Source organism: Lentzea sp. NPDC037011 (genome assembly GCF_055607425.1).
Map to the genome: position 1 here is coordinate 565,352 of NZ_JBVJRT010000004.1, position 19,294 is coordinate 584,645.

A 19,294-nucleotide genomic window follows, 5' to 3' on the forward strand; every position below is an offset into this window, starting at 1 on the left:
AAGTACCACCGACACCTGATCAAACCGCCGCCAACTACCACCAACACGTTCGTCATCCGCCGAACCGGACCACCCCGAGGAGCTGCCATGGTCACCCGCAGGACGGTGCTGTCCGGTGCGGTCGCCACCGTCGCCGCGGCGGCCGTGGGAACGGGTTCCGCCCACGCGGACCAGACCATCACCGTCGACCCCGGTCCAGACCACGGCACGTGGGAGGGCTGGGGCACGTCGCTCGCCTGGTGGGCCAACGTGTTCGGCGACCGCGACGACCTGGCGGACCTGTGGTTCACCACGAAGACCGTCGTCTACAGAGGACAGCCCTTACCCGGCCTGGGGCTCAGCATCGCCCGGTACAACCTCGGCGCGTGCAGCTGGAACAGCGTGAACGGCGAGACCATGGTCACCTCGCCGAACATCCCGCGGTTCAAGCAGATCGAGACCTTCTGGCAGGACTGGCGCAACACCGACCCGGCGTCGGCGGCGTGGACGTGGGCCGCCGACGCCAAGCAACGCGCGGCCGTCGTGAAGGCGGCGCAACGTGGTGCCGTCACCGAGCTGTTCGCCAACTCGCCCGCGTGGTGGATGTGCGCCAACCACAACCCCTCCGGTGCCGCCGACGCGAACAGCGACAACCTGCAGACGTGGAACCAGCGCACCCACGCCGCCCACCTCGCCGAGGTGGCCAGGCAGTTCCGCGACCGGTGGGGCGTCACCTTCCGCACGATCTCGCCGTTCAACGAGCCGGCGTCGGACTACTGGTCGGCGACCGGCAGGCAGGAGGGCTGCCACTTCGACCCGGCGACGCAGCGGGTCGTGCTCCAGCACCTCCGGCAGGAGATGAACGCCCGCGGTCTCACCGGCATGCGGATCGCGGCGTCCGACGAGACCAGCTACGACGCGGCGCGCAGCACGTGGGCCGCGTTCGACGCCACCACCCGGTCCGTCGTGGACCAGCTGAACGTCCACGGCTACCAGGGTTCCGGCGGGCGCCGCGACCTGCTGCACACCGACGCCCGCTCGGCGGGCAAGGTGCTGTGGAACTCCGAGTACGGCGACGCGGACGGCACCGGCCTGTCGATGGCGAGCAACCTGTGCCTGGACTGGCGCTGGCTGCACCCGACCGCGTGGTGCTTCTGGCAGGTGATGGACCCGACCCCGGCGTGGGCGCTGATCAGCTACGACCCGGTCACGCTCGAAGCCGGTGCCGTGCAGAACAAGCTGCACGTCCTGGCGCAGTTCACCCGGCACATCCGGCCGGGCATGCGCATCGTCTCCGCGTCCACCGGCAACGCCGCTACCGCCTACGACCCGGTGGCGCGCCGGCTGGTCCTGGTCTGCGTCAACACGGCCACCTCGGCGCAGACGACCACGTTCGACCTGTCCCGGTTCACCACCCTGCCCACCGGGCAGCTCACCCGCTGGTCCACGTCCACGACCAGCGGCAGCGACCGCTACGCGCAGCGCACGGACGTCCGCCTGGACGGCAAGCTGCTGCGGGTCGCCTTCGCACCGGGTCAGGTGCAGACCTTCCAGCTCGACGGGGTGGCCGTCTGAGCCGGAGCGGTCAGCGACTCCCGTGCGACCTCACGGGGTTCCGGACACGGTCGCCGGGGCGTCCGCGCCGACCCGCGGCAGCGTGAAGCGGACGGTCGTGCCCGCGTTCACCCCGGTGGCCTCCGTGTCCAGCCAGATGCGGCCGCCGTGGAACTCGACGATCTTGCGGCACATCGCGAGCCCGATGCCGGTGCCGGGGTAGCGGTCCTTGGCGTGCAGGCGCTGGAAGATCACGAAGATCCGCTCGGCGTACTGCTCGTCGATGCCGATCCCGTTGTCGCTCACCGAGAACCACCACGTGTCGTCCTCACCGGGCTCGGCCGCGATGCGCACGTGCGGCGGCTCGTCGCCGTGGAACTTCAGCGCGTTGCCGATGAGGTTCTGGAACACCCCGACCAGCAGCCGGACCTCTCCCCTGACCTCGGGCAGCGGTCCCACGTCGATCCGCGCTCCCGAGGACTCGATCGACAGCGCGAGGTTGCGGCGGGCCTCGTCGACCAGGTCACCGGCCGGGACCACCACCTGCTTGTCGCGCATGCGGCCCACCCGGCTGAACGCGAGCAGGTCGTTGATGAGCAGCTGCATGCGCTTCGCGCCGTCCACGGCGAAGTCGATGTACTGCGTGGCGCGCTCGTCGAGCTGGTCGCCGTAGCGCTTCTCCAGCAGCTGGCAGAAGCTCGCGACCTTGCGCAGCGGCTCCTGCAGGTCGTGGGAGGCGACGTACGCGAACTGCTCGAGCTCGGCGTTGGAGCGGCGCAGCTCGGTCGTGGCGGCGTCGAGCGCGGCGTTGCGCTCCCGCGCCTGCTCCAGCTCGGCGACGATCCGGGTGCGCATGGTGTCGACGTCGACGCCGAGCTCGCGCAGCTCCGTCGGCCCGGTCGCGGCCACGGTGTGCGCGAACGACCCGCCCGCCACCGTCCCGACCTGCCGGCGCAGCCTGCCCAACGGCGCCACGACGAACACCCGCAGCGCCACCACACACCCGAGCACGGCGGCCAGCAGCACGGCCATCGCGACGATGCACGTCACCGCCATCCGCGTGGACGCGTCGTTGAGCGCGGCCCGTCCGGCGGCGCGCTGGGCGGCGATCTCGTCCTGCAACGCCGACAACGCCGCGCGCACCGCGTCGAACCGCTGCTTGCCCAGCGCCTCGGCCGGAACGACGCCGCCCGTCCGCACCGCGGCGACCGCGGGGTCGGCGTAGTCACCACGCCAGTCCGCCAACGCCCCGTCCAGCGCGGTCAGCGCCCGCAGCACGGCCGGGTCGTTCGTCGCCTCGACGGTCGCGCGTGCAGCGGCCTGGCGTTCCCCCGCGTCGCGGTACGGGTCGAGGAACGCCTCGCTGCCGCTCAGCAGGTAGCCCCGGACGCCGTTCTCCTGGTCCACCACGAGGGTGCCGAGCTGCTGCGAGCTCACGACCGCGGGCCCGACGACGTCGAGCAACCGCGAGCGCGCCCTGGACAGGTCGCCGATGGCCAGCAGCACGGCCACCGTCGCCCCGAGCAGGACGACGACGAGCGCCACCGAGATCAGCAGCGACCACCGCCGCAGCGACGGGCCGCCGAGCCCCGCCCCGGAGTCCGGACTCGTCCGCACAACACCTCCCCGGCACCGGCGCCGAGGCGCCGCGCTCGTCCCCTCGACGAGTCGCGCAATCGTAGAGAAGGGGCCGTTCCCGTCGTGACGGCCGGGTGAGTGAGCGTGAGCACGGTCCTCGGTGAACCGCTCGTCGTGGTTGACCCTCACACCGTGGGAGGGTCGAGACTGACCGCACCCCCGCACGACGCACCAGCCCAGGAAGCCACATGATCATCGACGACGTCTCGTTCCCCCGCGGTCAGCACTGCGAGACCACCACCCTCGGCGCCCTGCTGCGCCACGAGGGCCTCGACCTGTCCGAACCGCTGCTGTTCGGCCTCGGCGAAGGCCTGGGCTTCGTCTACTGGGATGCGAAAAGCCTCGACTTCCCGTTCCTCGGCGGACGCGTCAAGCCGTTCGCGCTCACCCGGACCGCGGCCACCAGGCTGGGCCTCGACCTGCGCGCCGAGGAGACCACCTCGCCGCGCAAGGCGTGGCAGAACGTCGTCACCCACCTGTCCGCGGGCCGCCCGGTCGGCCTGCAGCTGGACTCGTTCCACCTCGACCACTTCACGACGAAAGTCCACTTCGGAGGTCACTTCGTCGCGATCCACGGCTACGACGACGACACCGCCCACCTCGTCGACACGGCTCAGCAGGGCGGCAACGTCACCACGACGCTGGCGAGCCTGGCGAAAGCCCGTGCCGAACGCGGACCGATGACCGCCCGCAACCTCTCCTATACCGCCACCGCGCCCACCAGCCGTCCCGAGCTCGGACGCGCGGTCCGGGAAGCGGTGCGCGCCAACGCACACGCGTTCCTCACGCCGCCCATCGCCAACCTCGGGCACCGCGGCATCGCCACGGCGGCGAAGCGGGTGGCGCGGTGGTTCGACCGGGCCGGCGACCCGTCCCGCGACCTCCCGCTCGCCGCGATGCTGATGGAGCGCGGCGGCACCGGCGGATCGCTGTTCCGCGCGCTGTACCGGGACTTCCTCGCCGAGGCCGCCGAGCTCACCGGCGACGACACCCTGCGGCACGGCCACGGGCTGTACGCCGCGATCGCGCCGCTGTGGACCGAGGTGGCCGACCACATCGCCGCGGCCGGGGAGACGGGTGACCAGGGGCGGCTGGACCGGGCAGCGGCGGTCCTGGGCGAGCTGGCGGAACGGGAACGGGCCGCGATGGAGGTGCTGGCCCGCGTACGCATCGGCTGAACCGGCCGTGCCGATCAGGGCACGACAGCAGCGCGTGCGCGGTCGAACCGCCGGGACGTGGCCACGACGCCGCAGCCACGTCACCGCGCCCGAGGAGAACGAGCGTCAGAGTTCGGAGAAGTGGGCTGCGTCGCCGACCACGGTCGTGCTCGCCACGCCCTCGACGCTGACCGGCACGTCGCCCGCGAGGGTGATGCGGTGCAGCCGACGGCGGGCGTTGTCGTAGTCGTCGACGCCGTAGTGCTGGGTGGCCCGGTTGTCCCAGATCGCCACGTCACCGTCGGCCCACTGCCAGCGCACGGTGTTCTCCAGCCGGGTGACGCGGTCCTGCAGCAGCTGGAAGACCGCCTTGGACTCCGCGGCCGTCAGGCCGACGATCCGCTTGACGAAGTGCCCGAGCAGCAGCGCTCGTTCGCCGGTCTCCGGGTGCACGCGGACCAGCGGGTGCTCGGTCTCGTAGCGCTGCGACTCGAACTCCGAGCGGTAGGCCCGTTCCTTCACGTCGACACCGCCGATGCGGGTCGAGTCGACGTGGCCCGCGTAGTCGTAGACGTTGGTGTGCACCGCCCACAGCCGGTCCACGAGCGCCTTCAACGCCTCGGGCAGCTCGTCGTAGGCGCGTGCGGTGTTCGCCCAGACCGTGCTGCCCCCGTACGGCGGCAGCTCGACGGCGCGCAGGATGCTGATCGCGGGCACGCGGTCGACGAACGTGACGTCGGTGTGCCAGCTGTTGGCCTTGCCGTAGTCGGAGTCGATCGCCAGCACGTTGGTGTGGTTCTGGCCCTTCACCGTGGGGTGCGCGAGGGTCGGGCTGCCGAACAGCCGCGCGAACGCGAGCTGCTCCGCGTCGTCGAGGTGGTGCTGGTCGCGGAAGAACACGACCTTGTTGGCCAGCAGGGCGGCCCTGATCTCCGCCACGACGTCCTGCGGGAGGTCGCCGCCGAGCCGGACGCCGTCGACGCGTGCGCCGATGCCCGCACCCAGTTTGGCGACGGTGGCGGAAAGTTGTGCGGTCATCGCGGACTTCCTCTCGTGGTGGCCAACTTCCCCACCACCGTGCTGATGTCCGCGCCGCGTGCGCAACATCGCGCGGCCGGAAAACAAGTCTTCCCAGCACCTGGAAGGGATTGACCGGCCGAGTTCCTTCCAGCGTGAAAAATAGGCGGGACCGTCCAGCCCGGCTCCATGATGTGGGACGTGCGGTCCGGCCGTTGACCCCGTCCGATCCGGGTGTGACGCTCGCTCCGTGAGCCAAGCCGCCTCTCTCAACTCGCGCCGGCACGTCGACCTCCGACGGCACGCCAGCGCCTTCTGTCGCGCCGGTCGCTGAATCCGCTCCGCATTTCCACCGGGACCGTTCGTCCCGTTCTTCAGCGTGCCCGATTTCCCTTCGACAAAGGACCTGCCGTGACCACCACGCGACGGAACTTCCTCGGCCTTTCCCTGCTCGGACTGACAGCGGCGACCGTCGGCTGCTCCACCGCCGCCGGTGCCGGCGTCGAGACCAAGACGCTGCGCTACCAGGGCTGGGCGGGCGACGTGACGCTGCCGGAGCTGGCAGCGGAGCTGGGCTACCTCGGCGACGTGAAGCTCGAGTGGGTCGGCAACACGATCAGCGGCCCGCAGGACATCCAGTCCGCCGCCACCGGGCAGGTCGACTTCGGCGGCGCGTTCAACGGCGCCGTGGTCAAGCTCAAGGCCGCCGGAGCGCCGATCCGGTCCGTGATCGGCTACTACGGCGCCGACGAGAACGCCTACAGCGGCTTCTACGTGCTCGACGACAGCTCGGTCCGCACGGCCCGCGACCTGCTCGGCAAGAAGGTCGGCATGAACACCCTCGGCGCGCACCACGAGGCCATGCTCGGCATCTACCTCAAGCGGGCAGGCCTGAGCCAGGACGAGGTCAAGAAGGTCGAGCCGATCGTCGTGCCCCCGGTCAACACCGAGCAGTCGGTGCGGCAGAAGCAGATCGAGGTCGGTGTGCTCGGCGGCATCCTGCGCGACAAGGCGCTGGAGAAGGGCGGTGTGCGCAAGCTGTTCTCCGACTTCGACCTGCTGGGCCCGTTCACCGCCGGCACGTACGTCTTCACCGAGAAGTTCCTGCGCGACAACCCCGGCACGGTCCGGACGTTCACGAGCGGCATCGCGAAGGCGATTGAGTGGAGCCGCACCACCCCGCGCGAGGAGGTGGTGGCGCGCAAGGTCGAGGTCCTCACCCGGCGCGGGCGCAACGAGGACCCTGCGGCGCTCAGGTACTGGAAGTCCACGGGGGTCGCCGAGAAGGGCGGCAAGATCCTCGACCGGGAGCTGTCCATCTGGGTCGACTGGCTCGCCGAGCGCGGGGAGATCACCCGGGACCAGGTGCGGCTCACCGACCTGTACACCAACGAGTTCAACGAGCTGGCCCGATGAGCGCGCACATCGCCTTCCGCGGCGTCACCAAGCGGTTCGACGTCAAGGTCCGCGGTTCCCGGCAGCGCACCGGGTTCACCGCCGTCGACCGGATCGACCTCGACGTCGAACGGGGCGAGTTCGTCGTCCTCGTCGGCCCCAGCGGGTGCGGCAAGTCCACGCTGCTCGACCTGCTCGGCGGACTCACCGAACCGAGCGAGGGCGAGATCCTGCTCGACGGCCGCCCGATCACCGGTCCCGGCCTCGACCGCGGCATCGTCTTCCAGCAGTACGCGCTGCTGCCGTGGCGCACCGCACAGGGCAACGTCGAGTTCGGGCTGGAGGCGACCGGGGTGCCGCGCAGGCAGCGCGCAGGGCGGGCCCGCGAGTTCCTCGACCTGGTCGGGCTGACCGGGTTCGAGGACCGGCACCCGCACCAGCTGTCCGGCGGCATGCGGCAACGGGTCGCCATCGCCCGCAGCCTCGCCTACGACCCGCAGGTGCTGCTGATGGACGAGCCGTTCGCCGCGCTCGACGCGCAGACCCGCGAGTCGTTGCAGGACGAGCTGCTGCGGATCTGGCAGCGCACCGGCAAGACCGTCGTGTTCATCACGCACTCCATCGACGAGGCGGTCCACCTCGGTCAGCGGGTGGTCGTGCTGACCTCGCGGCCGGGCCGGGTGAAGGAGGTCGTGCCGATCGACCTCGGTGACCGGACCCGGCAGGACGACCTGCGCTCGAGCCCCGAGTTCGCGCGCTGCCGGCACCGCATCTGGGACCTCCTGCACGACGAGGTGTCCCGTGCCCAGCAACAGGAGAAGGAGGTGGTGGGCGCATGACCGCGCTGCTGGAGACCCCGTCACGGACCGAGGACCACGCCCCGCCGGCACCGGCGCGGCCACGCGGGGCGGTGGCCCGGCTGGCCGACGCGCTGCTGACCGCCGTGGGCAAGGTCGTGGCCATCGCGGTCGTGCTGGCCGTCTGGGAGATTGCGCCCCGGTTCGGCCTGGTGGACTCCACGTTCCTGCCGCCGTTCTCGACGGTCCTGGAGTCGTGGTGGGACCTCGCGGTGAGCGGGAAGCTGCTCGACAACACGCAGGCGAGCCTGGTGCGGTCGCTGTCCGGCTTCGGGCTCGCGGTCGCGGCCGCGGTCCCGCTCGGGCTGCTGATCGGCTGGTACAAGCCGGTCGCGAACCTGCTCAGCCCGCTGCTGGAGGTCTTCCGCAACACCGCCGCGCTCGCGTTGCTGCCGGTGTTCGTGCTGCTGCTGGGCATCGGTGAGACGTCGAAGATCGCGATCGTCTGCTACGCCTGCACCTGGCCGGTCCTGCTCAACACGATCAGCGCCGTGCGCGCGGTGGACCCGACGCTGCTGCGGCTCGCGCGGTCGATGGACCTGGGCGGCTTCCGGTTGTTCCAGAAGGTGATCCTGCCCTCGGCGGTGCCCACGGTGTTCACCGGCGTCCGGCTCGCCGGCGCGTTGTCGATCCTCGTGCTGGTGGCCGCGGAGATGGTCGGCGCCAAGGCCGGTCTCGGGTACCTGATCAACGCCTCGCAGTTCAACTTCGCGATCCCGCAGATGTACGCCGGGATCATCACCCTGTCCGCCATCGGCGTGCTGTTCAACCAGGTGCTGGTCGCTCTGGAGCGCCGGTTCACCTCGTGGCGCGTCCCGGTCGGGGCCTGAGGAGGGGTCATGACGCTCACAGCTGACGTGCTGGTGGTGGGTGGCGGTCCGGCCGCCACGTGGGCCGCGCTCAAGGCCGCCGAGCAGGGTGCCTCGGTCGTGCTGGCGGACAAGGGGTACTGCGGGACGAGCGGCGCGACCGCGTCCGTCGGCACCGGTGTCTGGTACGTGCCGCCGGAGGAGAAGGCCCGTGAGGCGGCCATGGCCAGCCGTGAGGCGCTCGGCGGGTACCTCGCCGACCGCCGGTGGATGGCCCGCGTGCTCGACGAGACCTACGAGCGGGTCAACGAGCTGGCCGATGCCGGGCGCTACCCGTTCCCCACCGGACCGGACGGCACACCGCTGCGCAACGGCCTGCAGGGGCCGGAGTACATGCGGCGCCAGCGGATCCGGGTCAAACGCGCCGGGGTCGTCGTCCTGGACCACAGCCCGGTCACCGAGCTGCTCACCGCCGACGACGGCGCGGTCGCGGGCGCTGCCGGGTACCGGCGGCAGGCCGGTCGGCCGTTCGAGGTGCGCGCGGGCGCGGTGGTCGTCGCCACGGGCGGGTGCGCGTTCCTGAGCAAGGCGTTCGGGTGCGACGTGAACACCGGCGACGGGGCGTTGCTCGCGGTGGAGGCCGGCGCCGAGCTGTCCGGCATGGAGTTCTCCAACGCCTACGGCATCGCCCCGGAGCACACGTCCGTCACGAAGACCGCGTTCTACAACTACGCCACCTTCTACCGCGCCGACGGCGAGGTGCTGGAGGGCGCGGGCAGCCAGCGCGGGCGTTCGGTGATCGCGAGGACCCTGTTGTCGGAGAAGGTGTTCTGCAAGCTGGACCTGGCCGACGACGCGGCGCGCAGGGCGATGCGGCTGGCGCAGCCCAACTTCTTCCTCACGTTCGACCGGCTGGGCGTCGACCCGTTCACCGAGCCGTTCGCCGTGACGCTGCTGGCCGAGGGCACCGTGCGCGGCACCGGTGGCATCCGGATCGTCGACGACGGCTGCGCCACCACCGTTCCCGGTCTGTACGCCGCCGGTGACGCCGCCACGCGCGAGCTGATCTGCGGCGGGTTCACCGGCGGTGGCAGCCACAACGCCGCGTGGGCCATCTCGTCCGGCTCGTGGGCCGGCCGGTCCGCCGCCCGGTTCGCGCTCGCGCTCGGCCGCGGCACCCGGCGGGTCACCGCGGCCGGTGGCGCGGGCCTGCGCCCGACCGGCCGTTCCGCGGAGGTCGACGTCGAGGAGGTGGTCCGTGCGGTGCAGGCCGAGGTCCTGCCCTACGACAAGAACTACCTGCGCCACGGCGACGTGCTGCGGGCGGCGCTGGGAGAGCTCGACGAGACCTGGCGGTCGGTGCGGTCGGGCCTGCGGGCCGAGGGTGCCGCGGTCGTGCGGGCCCGGCAGGCGGCGGCGATGGTCGCGCACGCGCGGTGGATGTACACCTCCGCCCTGCTGCGGGAGGAGAGCCGCGGCATGGCCAGGCGGCTCGACCGCCCCGGCCTCGACCCCGCCCAGCACCACCGGATCACCTCCGGCGGCCTGGACGAGGTGTGGGCCCGCCCGCAGGAGGTGGCGGCGTGATCGAGCTGGTGTCGGCGGCGCAGTGCATCACCTGCGACAAGTGCATCGAGGTGTGCCCCACCAACGTGTTCGACCGGGGTGCGGACGGGCTGCCGGTGGTCAGCAGGCAGTCCGACTGCCAGACGTGCTTCCAGTGCGAGGCCAACTGCCCGGCGGACGCGCTGTTCGTGGCACCGCAGACCCACCCGCTGCCACCGGGGTCGCCCGCGCACGACGAGGACCACCTGCGCCGGACCGGGCTGCTCGGCAGCTACCGCAGGGAGATCGGGTGGGGCCGCGGCCGCACGCCGGGCGCGGCGCGCGCCGTCGGCCCCGCCCTGTCCCCCTCCGCCCCGCCGCTGATCTCGTGAGCGGCACCGCGTCGGTCGTGCTCGGCACGGTGCTGCGGTGCGGGCCGATCGCCCGCAGCACCATCGCCCGCACGTCCGGTCTGAGCCCGGCCGCGGTGACCCGTGCCTGCGCGGCCCTGACCGAGCTCGGGCTGCTCGCCGAGGTGCCGCAGGCCGTGCCGTACCGGGGCATCGGACGGCCGCACGTGCCGGTCGACGTCGACACGAGCCGGCACGTCGTGGCCGGCGTCCACGTCGCGCACCTGTTCAGCACGATCACGCTGGTCGACCTGCGCGGCCGGGTGCTCGTGCGGCGGACGATCCCGCACACCGCGGCGGACGACCCGCACGAGGTGCTGACGACGGCCGCCGACGAGCTGCTGCGGCTGCACGCCGACCGGTTCCCCGGCCACATCCCGATCGGTCTCGGCGTGGCAGCGGGCGGCTGGGTCGACCCGACCGGCGGTGTGGTCGTCCGGCACGCCTCGCTGGGCTGGCGCGACGTCGAGGTCGCCGCGCTGCTCACCGCGAGGACCGGGTTGCCGGTGCGGGTCGACAGCCACGCCAGGGCGCTGGCACGGGCCGAGCAGCTCTTCGGTGCCGCCCGCGGCCGCGAGTCGTTGCTGCACCTGTTCGTCGGCAACGTCGTCGACGCGGCGATCGTGACCGCCGGCACCACCCACCGCGGGCCGCGGTCGGCCGCAGGGGACGTGGCGCACCTGGCGCTGGGCGACCCCGGCGTCCGGTGCGGGTGCGGCAAGCGCGGGTGCCTGGAGGCCACCGTGTCCGACCGCGCCTGGGCCGAGCGGGCCCGCCTGGCCGGGGTGGTGCGGCGGCCGTCGATCTTCGACCTGGTCGACGACGCCGTGGCCGGGTCACCCGCGGCGCGGGCGGACCTCGTCGAGCGGGCCCGCGTGGTCGGGAGGGCGGCGGCCGTGCTGTTCGACTTCCTCGACCCGGAGGTCCTGGTCGTCACCGAGATCGGCACGAACCGGCTGCCCGACTGCGCCGCCGCGCTGCGCGAGGAGGTCGCGGCCATGTCGCGCGCGTCCGCGGACGCGGTGCTGGCGAGCAGCTTCGGCGAGGACGTGCTGGCGGTCGCGGCGGGTGCCGTACAGCTGGACGCCCTCTACGCCGACCCCTTGAACATCCGAAACCCAGTCTGGCAGGGAGTCTGAAGTTGTCCGCACGCGAACTCCACCTCAACGCGTTCCTGATGGGCGTCGGCCACCACGAGGCCGCCTGGCGGCACCCGCGCACCGACCCGCGGGCGCTGGGCGACGTCACGCACTTCCAGCACCTCGCGCGCACCGCCGAGCGCGGCACGTTCGACTCGGTGTTCCTCGCCGACGGCGTGCAGATCTGGGGCGACGTCCGGCACACCGCCGCCGGTCACTTCGAACCGCTCACCCTGCTCACCGCGCTGGCGCAGGCGACCGACCACATCGGACTGATCGCCACCGCGTCCACCGGGTTCAGCGAGCCCTACAACCTCGCGCGGCTGTTCTCCTCGCTCGACCACATCAGCGGCGGCCGGGCCGGCTGGAACATCGTCACGACCGCCCAGGACCGATCGGCGCAGAACTTCAACCGCGAGGTCAACACCGAGCACGCCGAACGCTACGAGCGCGCAGCGGAGTTCCTGGACGTGACCACCGCCCTGTGGGACTCCTGGGAGGACGACGCGGTCGTCGCCGACCCCGGTTCCGGCGTCTACGCCGACGAGGCGAAGGTGCACGAGGTCGGCCACCGCGGCCGGTTCTTCTCCGTGCGCGGGCCGCTCAACGCGGTGCGCAGCCCGCAGGGGCGTCCGCTGCTGGTGCAGGCCGGGTCCAGCGAGGACGGCAGGGCGTTCGCGGCGGCCTGGGCGGAGGCGGTGTTCACCGCCCAGCAGACGCACGAGGACGCCACCGCGTTCTACGCCGACCTCAAGCGCCGGGTGGTCGCGGCCGGTCGACCGGCGGACGGCGTGAAGGTGCTGCCCGGCATCGTCCCCGTGCTCGGCGGCACCGAGGCCGAGGCGCGGCGCCTGGCCGCGGAGCTCGACGAGCTGATCATCCCCGAACGGGCGGTGCGGCAGCTGACCGACATGATCGGCGTCGACCTCACCGGCCACCCGCTCGACGCGCCGCTGCCCGCGTTGCCGCCGGTCAGCCGCATCAACGGGGCCAAGAGCCGGTTCGAGCTGGTCCGCGACCTGGCCGAGCGGGAACGGCTGACGCTGCGGCAGCTGCTCGGCCGGCTCGGCGGCGGCCGCGGCCACCAGGTCGTCGCGGGCACGCCCGAGCAGATCGCCGACCACGTCGAGCTGTGGTTCACCACGGGTGCCGCCGACGGGTTCAACGTGATGGCGCCCCTGCTGCCGTCGGGGCTGGAGGAGTTCGTCGACCACGTCGTGCCGCTGCTGCGGGCGCGCGGCCTGTTCCGCACCGAGTACACCGGCCGGACGCTGCGCGAGCACTACGGGCTGGCCAGGCCGGTCAGCCGGTACGCCGCCGGGACGGAGGTCGTCGCCGAGGTCGGGTGAGCGCCGACGGACGCGCGGCGGTCACGTTCGCCGTGCGTCCAGCCGGGCGCCGATGTCGGCGAGCCGTTGGTCCAGCGGCACCCGGTGGGCGACGTCGAGGCGTTCGAGCACGGCGATCAGCGGTGGGCACCCGGCCAGGTCCCGGCTTCCCAGCTCCGCCGCGTCGACCACGTGGGGGAACCGGGCGAGCGCGGGGTGGTCCTTCGTCAGCCGTTCACCACCGGTCCTGGGCAGGAACGCCTGCGTCATCGGGTCGTCGAGCCGGTCGAGCACGACCAGCGTGTCCTCGCCGCGCCCCTCGGCGGTCAGGAGCTCCAGCTCCCGCGCCAGTCCCGGCGTGAGCTCCGCCGCCCACACGACCACCTGGGCGGTGACGGTGATCAGCGTCGACACGGTGTCGAACCACGTCTCGTGCGGCAGGTAGAGCCGGACCGGCGCGGTGAACTGACCCCAGTCCTGGTGGTCCAGCTCCAGCTCACCGGCGGTCGTGCTGGCCACGAGGACGAGCGGCACGGAGGCGGCCAGCTCGGTCAGCGCGGGTGTGGCGCCGCCGCCGAGGCTGATCACCTGGACGTGGTCCGCCGGGTCGTCGGGGCCGGCCAGGAGCGTCGAGGTCCCGGAGCGTTCGGTGAGCTCGAAGTTGCGCAGCAGCAGGACGAACGGCTCTCCGGTGCACAACCAGCTCCGCACCGTGCCGACGGACCTGCGGTGCACGGCCCCGGCCTGGCGGACCAGCTCGCGCAGGTGGTTGCGCGGTGCGCCGGCCCGCAGCCAGGACGCGAACCCGCGCGGGGTGGACCGGCGCCGCCGGTCCCAGTACCGCTGGCGTTCGAGGTGGCCCAGCTCGAACTCGGGCTCGCCCACGTGGAACCGGTCGAGCACCCCGGCGGCGTGCCGTGCCCGGACACGCCACAGGTCCACGTCCTCCGACGCACCCGGCGGGTCGGCCGCGAACTCGGCCGCGATCAGGTCGAGCAGCCGGCGTGCGGGCTCCTCGTCCCCGAGCTGGAGCCGCAGCAGGGCCTCGTTGCCCAGCCCCTGCGCCCGCCACCCGCGCAGGCCGGGGTCGGCGCTGCCGCGGCACCGGGTGCCCAGCTCACGCCACAGGGCGGCGACCTCCTCGACCCCCGCCCGGCCGGACGTGACGTGCCGGCCGCTCAGGTGCGCGAGGGTGGACAACGCCCGGCACACCGCGTCCTCCACCTGGACGTCCCCGGCTGCGCGAACCCCGTCCACGACCTCGCGCAGCACCCCGATCGCCAGCGCGGCCGACTCCCGGTCGACCGCCCGCACCGCGCACGTGTCGGTCAGCGCCATGACCGTGCGCACCGCCGTGTCACCGGCGGGTGCACGTCCCACGTGCCGCGCCAGCCAGCCCAGCAACAGGAACGCGTCGGGGGCACGCCCCCGGTCGAAGAGCTCGACCGCCGTCTCGAACGTCAGGAACGCGAAGGTGTGCGGATCGCCGTGGGTCGACACGACGTCGAAGTACCAGCGCCGGAACTGCTCGTCACCGGCCCTCCCGGCGTCCCGCCGCAGCTCGTCCCAGCCGGCGAGCGTGTCCGCCACGACCCGTGGCACGGTGAACTCGTCCTCATCCACCGGCACTCCCGGCGCTCGCCAGGAACGCGGCGGTGGCACGGGGGTCGCGCAGCACGTGCAGCGTCGCGCCGGGCGCGTGCTCGTTGACCGCCTCCAGCAGCAACGGCCGGCTCCGGCGCCGCCAGAACCACAGCCACACCCAGAAGTCGGCCCGTTCGCGCGACCGCAGCAACGCCCGCCAGGCACAGCGCCAGAACGGGAAGTCGAGCAGCACCACCGTGTCGGCCCGCCGCAGCCGCACGGCGAGCACGTCGTGCGGACCCAGGTCGCCGTCCATGACCCACCGGTCCGCCTCGGCGAGCTCGCCCTGCACGATCGCCCACAGGTCGTGCGTCATCGGTTCGAGCTTCGGACCCCAGAAGTGCTTGTCCAGCTCGACGACGGGCAGTCCAGTGGCCTTGCCCAGTGCGACCGCCAGCGTCGACTTCCCCGCTGCACCGCGGCCCAGGAGCACCACGCGTTCCATTGCCGCCATGTTGCCAGTGGATCACAGACGGGCCGTCAGCGTGCGAACTTCGCGACAGCCTTCGGGGTCACCGGGGTGAAGAAGTTGACGAGGTTGCCGTCGGGGTCGCGGAACAGCAGCGCGCGGTTGCCCCAGGGCATCGTGGTGGGCTCGGTGACGAACTCGTCCACGACCCCGGTCAGGTTCCGGTGCACGGCGTCCACGTCGTCGACCAGGAACTCGATGATGACGCTGCGGTTGTCGGCGGGCCGCGCGGAACCGGGCGCGAACAGCGGCACGGTGCGGGTGCTGCCGATCGCGAGGGTCGCGCGACCGGTCCTGATCTCGGCGAAGTCCTCGGTCGCCCAGTCGGCGCGGATGCCGGTGGCGCGTTCGTAGAACCCGGCGAGGCGGGCGACGTCGGCGGTGATGACGCGGATCGAGACGAGGTCCATGAGCTTTCTCCCTTTGTTCGTCGGTACCTGTGCCCGCACGCTAAAGCGGATACCGGGCAGAACCCGCCCGGTATTTCCTGGAGACTTGTGCCATGACCCGGCCCACCGCCCGAGTGCTCACGCTGCTGGAGCTCCTGCAGTCCGGCGGCGTGCGGACCGTGGCCGAGCTCGCCGACCGGCTCGGCGTCAACGAGCGCACTGTGCGGCGCTACGTCGACCACCTCCTCGACCTGGACGTCCCGGTCGAGTCGGTGCGCGGCCGCTACGGCGGCTACCGGCTGGCCCCCGGCTACCGCATGCCGCCGCTGATGCTGACCGACGACGAGGCCTTGGCCGTGCTGCTCGGCCTGGTCGCGGGCCGCCGGACGGGCCTGACGACGGCGGCGGGCGCGGCCGGTGAGACGGCGGCCGCGAAGATCCGCCGAGTGCTCCCGGACCACCTCGGCCGCCGGCTCGACGCCGTGCTCGGCTCCCTCGCGTTCACCGCTCCCGGCGCGGAGGCCACCGTCCCGGAGGGCGCCGTGCTGCTGACCCTCGCCGACGCGGTGGCGCACCGGCGGCCGGTGTCGATCCGGTACACCGGCGCCGACGGGCGGCGCAGCGAGCGCACCCTGCACCCGTACGGGCTGGTCAACCACGCGGGCCGGTGGTACGTGCGGGCCGAGGACCCTGCGCTCGGTGAGGGCCGCACGTTCCGGCTGGACCGCATCGGCGGCGCGCGGACGTTGCCCGGCACGTTCGCCGTGCCCGAGGGGCTCGACGCGGCGGAGCAGGTGGTGACGGGACTCGCCACGGCACCGCACCGGTACGAGGTGGCGTTGCGGGTGCGGGGCGACGAGGAGCAGGTCCGCGCGCGGCTCCCGGCCGGGGTGGCGGTGGTGGAGCCGGAGCCGGACGGCGGGGAGTGGGTGCGGGTCGGGCTGCGGGTGGAACGGCTCGACTGGCTGCCCGGTGTGCTGGCGGCGCTGGACCTGCCGTTCGTTGTCGACCGGCCGGACGAGCTGCGCGGGCTGGTCGCGGAGTTGGCTGAGCGACTGGCGCGGTCGGCGCGGCGGCGGCAGGAGGACTAACCGCGCCGGTTCAGCGGCGGGCGCGGTCGGCACGTCGGCGGCCGGAGGATTAGCCGCGCGGTCGGCACGCCGGAAGCCGGAGCGCTGGTCGCGCCGGCTCAGTGAAACCGGACGCTCTGAGCCGTCCGCAGCGCCTACTCTGTCCGCGTGCTCCTCACCAGCGCCCGTCTCACGCTCCGGCCGTTCCGCCCCGAGGACGCACCCGCCCTCGCCGCTTACCGGTCAGACCCGGACGTCGCTCGCTACCAGGGCTGGGACGCCCCGTTCCCGCTCGACGCCGCCACCCGCATGATCGCCGAGATGACCGACCCCGCCGCACCCGGCTGGTTCCAGTACGCCCTCGACCGCGACGGCACCGTCATCGGCGACGTCGGCGTGAACACGCACGACAACCTCGTGCAGGCCGAGATCGGCTACACCCTCGCTCCCGCCCACCAGGGCCGCGGATACGCCACCGAGGCCGTGCACCGGATGCTGGAGCACCTGTTCACCGACCGCGGCCTGCACCGCGTGTCCGCCGAGACCGACGCGCGCAACGAGCCGTCGGTGAAGGTGTTGCTGCGGCTGGGTTTCCGGCAGGAGGGCCACCGCGTCGAGCACACCTGGACCGGTGGCGAGTGGACGGACGACCTGCTGTTCGGGTTGCTGGCGCGCGACTTCCGGCCGTCCGGCACGACGCCCTGACGCGGGTGAGGCACCAGGGCGGCGCCGGGTGCCCGTCCGGCCGGTGACCGAGCGGAACGAGCACCCGGCGGAGCGGTCAGGCCTCCCGGGACTGGTCCACGGCCACCGCGTCGAGCACCTCGTCGAACGACCCGTACAGCTGGTCCGGCACGGCGTGCAGCGCGTGGACCGTGTCCTCGTCGGCGTTGTTGCGCGAGGCGTGGTCGACCAGCTGGCCCTTGTCGGCCGGGTAGGTGGCGTCCGCCAGCACCGTGCGCAACCGGTCGACCGTGGTCGTGTCGCTCATCGCTCTCCTCCGCATCGGGGTGTGGTGGCCCCCGGCTACCCGTGACCGCGCGGGACTAACCCGCCGGGTGGAGGCCGTGCCCGAACGGGAACAGCGGGTCGTCGTACCCCGCCACGTCCTCCGGGTGCCGCCGGACCTGCTCCATCGAGCGCGGCAGGTCGAACGGCAGCCGTCCCCGCGGCGGGATCGCGCCCGTCAGCGCGTCGGCCAGGGCCTCATCGGTGGAGCCGTAGCTGACGACCAGGGTGGAGGCGATCGGCAGCAGCGGGGTGAGCACCGCGGCGCGGTCCAGGGTCACGTCCACGACCAGCGGGCACGCGGCGGCGATGCGGGCCAGGCGTGCGGGCAGGCCCGGTGGGAACTCCAGCGAACCCTGGTGGAACCACGACTCCAGGAACAGGTCCGAGCGCGGGTCGAACGGCGCCATGAGCCGCACGAGCGCCAGGTCGGCCTCCTGCGGGGTGGCGACGACGGTGCCCAGGCGGGCGGCGGCCTCGGGTGAGACGTTCTCCACGTAGAGCTTCAGGCCGGGCCGCAGGGGCAGGGCCGCCGCCGAAGAACCGGTCTGCAGCACCGTGACCGAACGGGCCTGCGCGGCGTGGCCCTCGTCGCGGAAGTCCTGCCGTCCCACCACCTCGGCCGCGCGGTCCTCGTCCACGAACGGGTCGTCGAAGAGGCCGAGCCGGAACTTCGCGGTGAGCAGGCGGCGGGCGGACTCGTCGATGCGGGCCTGCGTCACACGGCCCTGGGCCACGAGGTCGAGCAGCACGTCCACGCACTCCTCGCCGCCGAACTGGTCGGCGCCCGCGTGGAGGATCAGCTCCATCCTGCCGTGCGCGTCGAGGTGCTCGACGCCCCAGGCGCGGGCCGGGAGGACCTTGTCGCCGACGTGGTTGTCCATCACCAGTTCCCAGTCGGTGAGGACCACGCCGTCGAAGCCGAGGTCGCCGCGCAGCATGCCGGTGACCACCTGGCGGTTGTAGCCGAAGCCGACCGCCTCGATCGGCTCGCCGTCGACCTCCAGGCCCACGGGCATGCCGTAGTAGGGCATCACCGCCGCCGTGCCCGCCTCGACGACCGCGCGGAACGGGGCCAGGTGGTCGGCGAAGCGGCCACCGGGGTAGACCTGCTCGCGGCCGTACGGGAAGTGCGCGTCCTCGCCGTCCTTCTGCGGGCCGCCACCGGGGAAGTGCTTGCTGGTGCAGGCGACCGACCCGGCTCCCAGGGACGGCCCCTGGAAACCGCGCACGTACGCCACCGCGAGCTCGGCGGTCAGCGCCGAGGACTGGCCGAAGGTGCCGGCCTGCCGCGCCCAGCGGGGTTCGGTGGCGAGGTCGATCGCCGGGTGCAGGGCGCAGCGGATGCCCACCGCGACGTACTCCTGGCGGGCGATGTCCGCGAACCGCTCCACGAGTGCCGGGTCGCCGAGCGCGGCCAGGCCCAGCGACTCGGGCCACTGCGAGAACGCCTTGGCGGTGAAGGAGACGCCGGCGTTCTCCAGGAACGCGTGCCGCGGGTCGGTGGAGATGGTCACCGGGATGCCGTGCGGGGTGCTCTCCGCGATCAGCTGGAGGTTGTTGTGCCAGCGCGCGGCCATGCGCGCGTCGTGCAGCGCGTGAACGTTGAAGTGCGACAGGTGTTTCTGCGTGACCACGACGCTGGTGGGCGACTTGCTGATGGCGCCGGGCGCCTCCTTCACCGTGCCGTCCTCACCCGCCTCGATGACGGTGTGGAACAGCAGACCGGCCTTCTCCTCCAGCGACAGCCGCGCCAGCAGGTCCTCGACCCGGTCGGCCACGGGCAGGCGCGGGTCCTCGTAGGGGTCCATGACGCCGTTGCCGTTGAGGTCGCGGTACTCGACGCCGTCCTCGGATGTCAGCCGAACAGGCCGCATGTCAGAAAC

19 protein-coding genes are annotated in these 19,294 nt (G+C 72.7%); 12 read left to right on the top strand and 7 right to left on the bottom strand.

Translation table 11 applies throughout. From position 1 onward, the window contains the following. The first annotated feature begins 87 nt into the window (after positions 1-87). A complete protein-coding gene (locus ACZ7CH_RS14440) occupies positions 88-1,554 on the top strand; it encodes a glycoside hydrolase (RefSeq protein ID WP_470374086.1) in 1,467 nt (488 codons plus the stop codon). A 30-nt stretch (positions 1,555-1,584) separates the two neighbouring features. Here the strand turns inward: ACZ7CH_RS14440 and ACZ7CH_RS14445 are convergent, their stop codons facing one another. Beyond that, entirely contained in the window at positions 1,585-3,150 is a 1,566-nt protein-coding gene (locus ACZ7CH_RS14445) for a sensor histidine kinase (protein WP_470374087.1), read from the bottom strand. A 209-nt stretch (positions 3,151-3,359) separates the two neighbouring features. Between ACZ7CH_RS14445 and ACZ7CH_RS14450 the strand changes: the two genes are divergently transcribed. After that, a complete protein-coding gene (locus ACZ7CH_RS14450; protein WP_470374088.1) occupies positions 3,360-4,349 on the top strand; it encodes a BtrH N-terminal domain-containing protein in 990 nt (329 codons plus the stop codon). Between the two features lie 105 nt (positions 4,350-4,454). On the opposite strand, the gene ACZ7CH_RS14455 is transcribed toward ACZ7CH_RS14450, so the two are convergent. Further along, entirely contained in the window at positions 4,455-5,366 is a 912-nt protein-coding gene (locus tag ACZ7CH_RS14455; protein ID WP_458432480.1) for a TauD/TfdA dioxygenase family protein, read from the bottom strand. A gap of 229 nt (positions 5,367-5,595) precedes the next feature. Here ACZ7CH_RS14455 and ACZ7CH_RS14460 point away from each other — a divergent pair, with 229 nt between their 5' ends. From ACZ7CH_RS14460 to ACZ7CH_RS14495, 8 genes are all read left to right on the top strand, one after another. Next, the gene (locus ACZ7CH_RS14460; protein ID WP_470374193.1) at positions 5,596-5,679 is read left to right on the top strand and encodes a putative leader peptide; all 84 of its coding nucleotides are present in this window, start codon (positions 5,596-5,598) and stop codon (positions 5,677-5,679) included. Between the two features lie 77 nt (positions 5,680-5,756). Then, positions 5,757-6,761 (top strand): ABC transporter substrate-binding protein, encoded by a 1,005-nt coding sequence (locus ACZ7CH_RS14465; RefSeq protein WP_470374089.1) that lies wholly within the window; start codon positions 5,757-5,759, stop codon positions 6,759-6,761. Next, on the top strand, positions 6,758-7,579 hold the full coding sequence (locus ACZ7CH_RS14470; protein ID WP_360384008.1) for an ABC transporter ATP-binding protein: 822 nt from the start codon (positions 6,758-6,760) through the stop codon (positions 7,577-7,579). Before ACZ7CH_RS14465 ends, ACZ7CH_RS14470 begins: the two co-directional genes overlap by 4 nt. Beyond that, positions 7,576-8,427 (top strand): ABC transporter permease, encoded by an 852-nt coding sequence (locus ACZ7CH_RS14475; protein ID WP_470374090.1) that lies wholly within the window; start codon positions 7,576-7,578, stop codon positions 8,425-8,427. Before ACZ7CH_RS14470 ends, ACZ7CH_RS14475 begins: the two co-directional genes overlap by 4 nt. Positions 8,428-8,436: 9 nt before the next feature. Then, positions 8,437-9,993, top strand: coding sequence for an FAD-dependent oxidoreductase (locus tag ACZ7CH_RS14480; protein ID WP_470369085.1), 1,557 nt, complete (start codon positions 8,437-8,439; stop codon positions 9,991-9,993). Beyond that, entirely contained in the window at positions 9,990-10,343 is a 354-nt protein-coding gene (locus tag ACZ7CH_RS14485) for a 4Fe-4S dicluster domain-containing protein (protein ID WP_470369084.1), read from the top strand. The genes ACZ7CH_RS14480 and ACZ7CH_RS14485 overlap by 4 nt, the downstream gene beginning before the upstream one ends. After that, positions 10,340-11,500 carry an ROK family protein gene (locus ACZ7CH_RS14490; protein ID WP_458432484.1) on the top strand — a complete coding sequence of 387 codons (1,161 nt, stop codon included), beginning with the start codon at positions 10,340-10,342 and terminating at the stop codon, positions 11,498-11,500. Before ACZ7CH_RS14485 ends, ACZ7CH_RS14490 begins: the two co-directional genes overlap by 4 nt. 2 nt (positions 11,501-11,502) lie before the next feature. Further along, positions 11,503-12,849 (top strand): LLM class flavin-dependent oxidoreductase, encoded by a 1,347-nt coding sequence (locus ACZ7CH_RS14495; protein ID WP_458432485.1) that lies wholly within the window; start codon positions 11,503-11,505, stop codon positions 12,847-12,849. A 21-nt stretch (positions 12,850-12,870) separates the two neighbouring features. On the opposite strand, the gene ACZ7CH_RS14500 is transcribed toward ACZ7CH_RS14495, so the two are convergent. The 3 genes from ACZ7CH_RS14500 to ACZ7CH_RS14510 are packed head-to-tail and all read right to left on the bottom strand — an operon-like array spanning position 12,871 to position 15,351. Beyond that, positions 12,871-14,451 carry a hypothetical protein gene (locus tag ACZ7CH_RS14500; RefSeq protein WP_470374091.1) on the bottom strand — a complete coding sequence of 527 codons (1,581 nt, stop codon included), beginning with the start codon at positions 14,449-14,451 and terminating at the stop codon, positions 12,871-12,873. Next, positions 14,444-14,917 carry a P-loop NTPase family protein gene (locus ACZ7CH_RS14505; RefSeq protein ID WP_470369081.1) on the bottom strand — a complete coding sequence of 158 codons (474 nt, stop codon included), beginning with the start codon at positions 14,915-14,917 and terminating at the stop codon, positions 14,444-14,446. Before ACZ7CH_RS14505 ends, ACZ7CH_RS14500 begins: the two co-directional genes overlap by 8 nt. A gap of 35 nt (positions 14,918-14,952) precedes the next feature. After that, positions 14,953-15,351, bottom strand: a complete 399-nt coding sequence (locus tag ACZ7CH_RS14510; RefSeq protein ID WP_470374092.1) for a VOC family protein — start codon at positions 15,349-15,351, stop codon at positions 14,953-14,955. Between the two features lie 92 nt (positions 15,352-15,443). Between ACZ7CH_RS14510 and ACZ7CH_RS14515 the strand changes: the two genes are divergently transcribed. Continuing rightward, positions 15,444-16,421, top strand: a complete 978-nt coding sequence (locus tag ACZ7CH_RS14515) for a helix-turn-helix transcriptional regulator (protein ID WP_470374093.1) — start codon at positions 15,444-15,446, stop codon at positions 16,419-16,421. A 147-nt stretch (positions 16,422-16,568) separates the two neighbouring features. Then, entirely contained in the window at positions 16,569-17,105 is a 537-nt protein-coding gene (locus ACZ7CH_RS14520) for a GNAT family N-acetyltransferase (RefSeq protein WP_470374094.1), read from the top strand. 76 nt (positions 17,106-17,181) lie between these two features. Here the strand turns inward: ACZ7CH_RS14520 and ACZ7CH_RS14525 are convergent, their stop codons facing one another. Both ACZ7CH_RS14525 and ACZ7CH_RS14530 read right to left on the bottom strand, forming a co-directional pair. Continuing rightward, a complete protein-coding gene (locus ACZ7CH_RS14525) occupies positions 17,182-17,391 on the bottom strand; it encodes a DUF2795 domain-containing protein (protein WP_360384040.1) in 210 nt (69 codons plus the stop codon). 55 nt (positions 17,392-17,446) lie between these two features. Next, on the bottom strand, positions 17,447-19,285 hold the full coding sequence (locus tag ACZ7CH_RS14530; protein WP_470374095.1) for a glycoside hydrolase family 3 protein: 1,839 nt from the start codon (positions 19,283-19,285) through the stop codon (positions 17,447-17,449). Positions 19,286-19,294 lie beyond the last annotated feature (9 nt).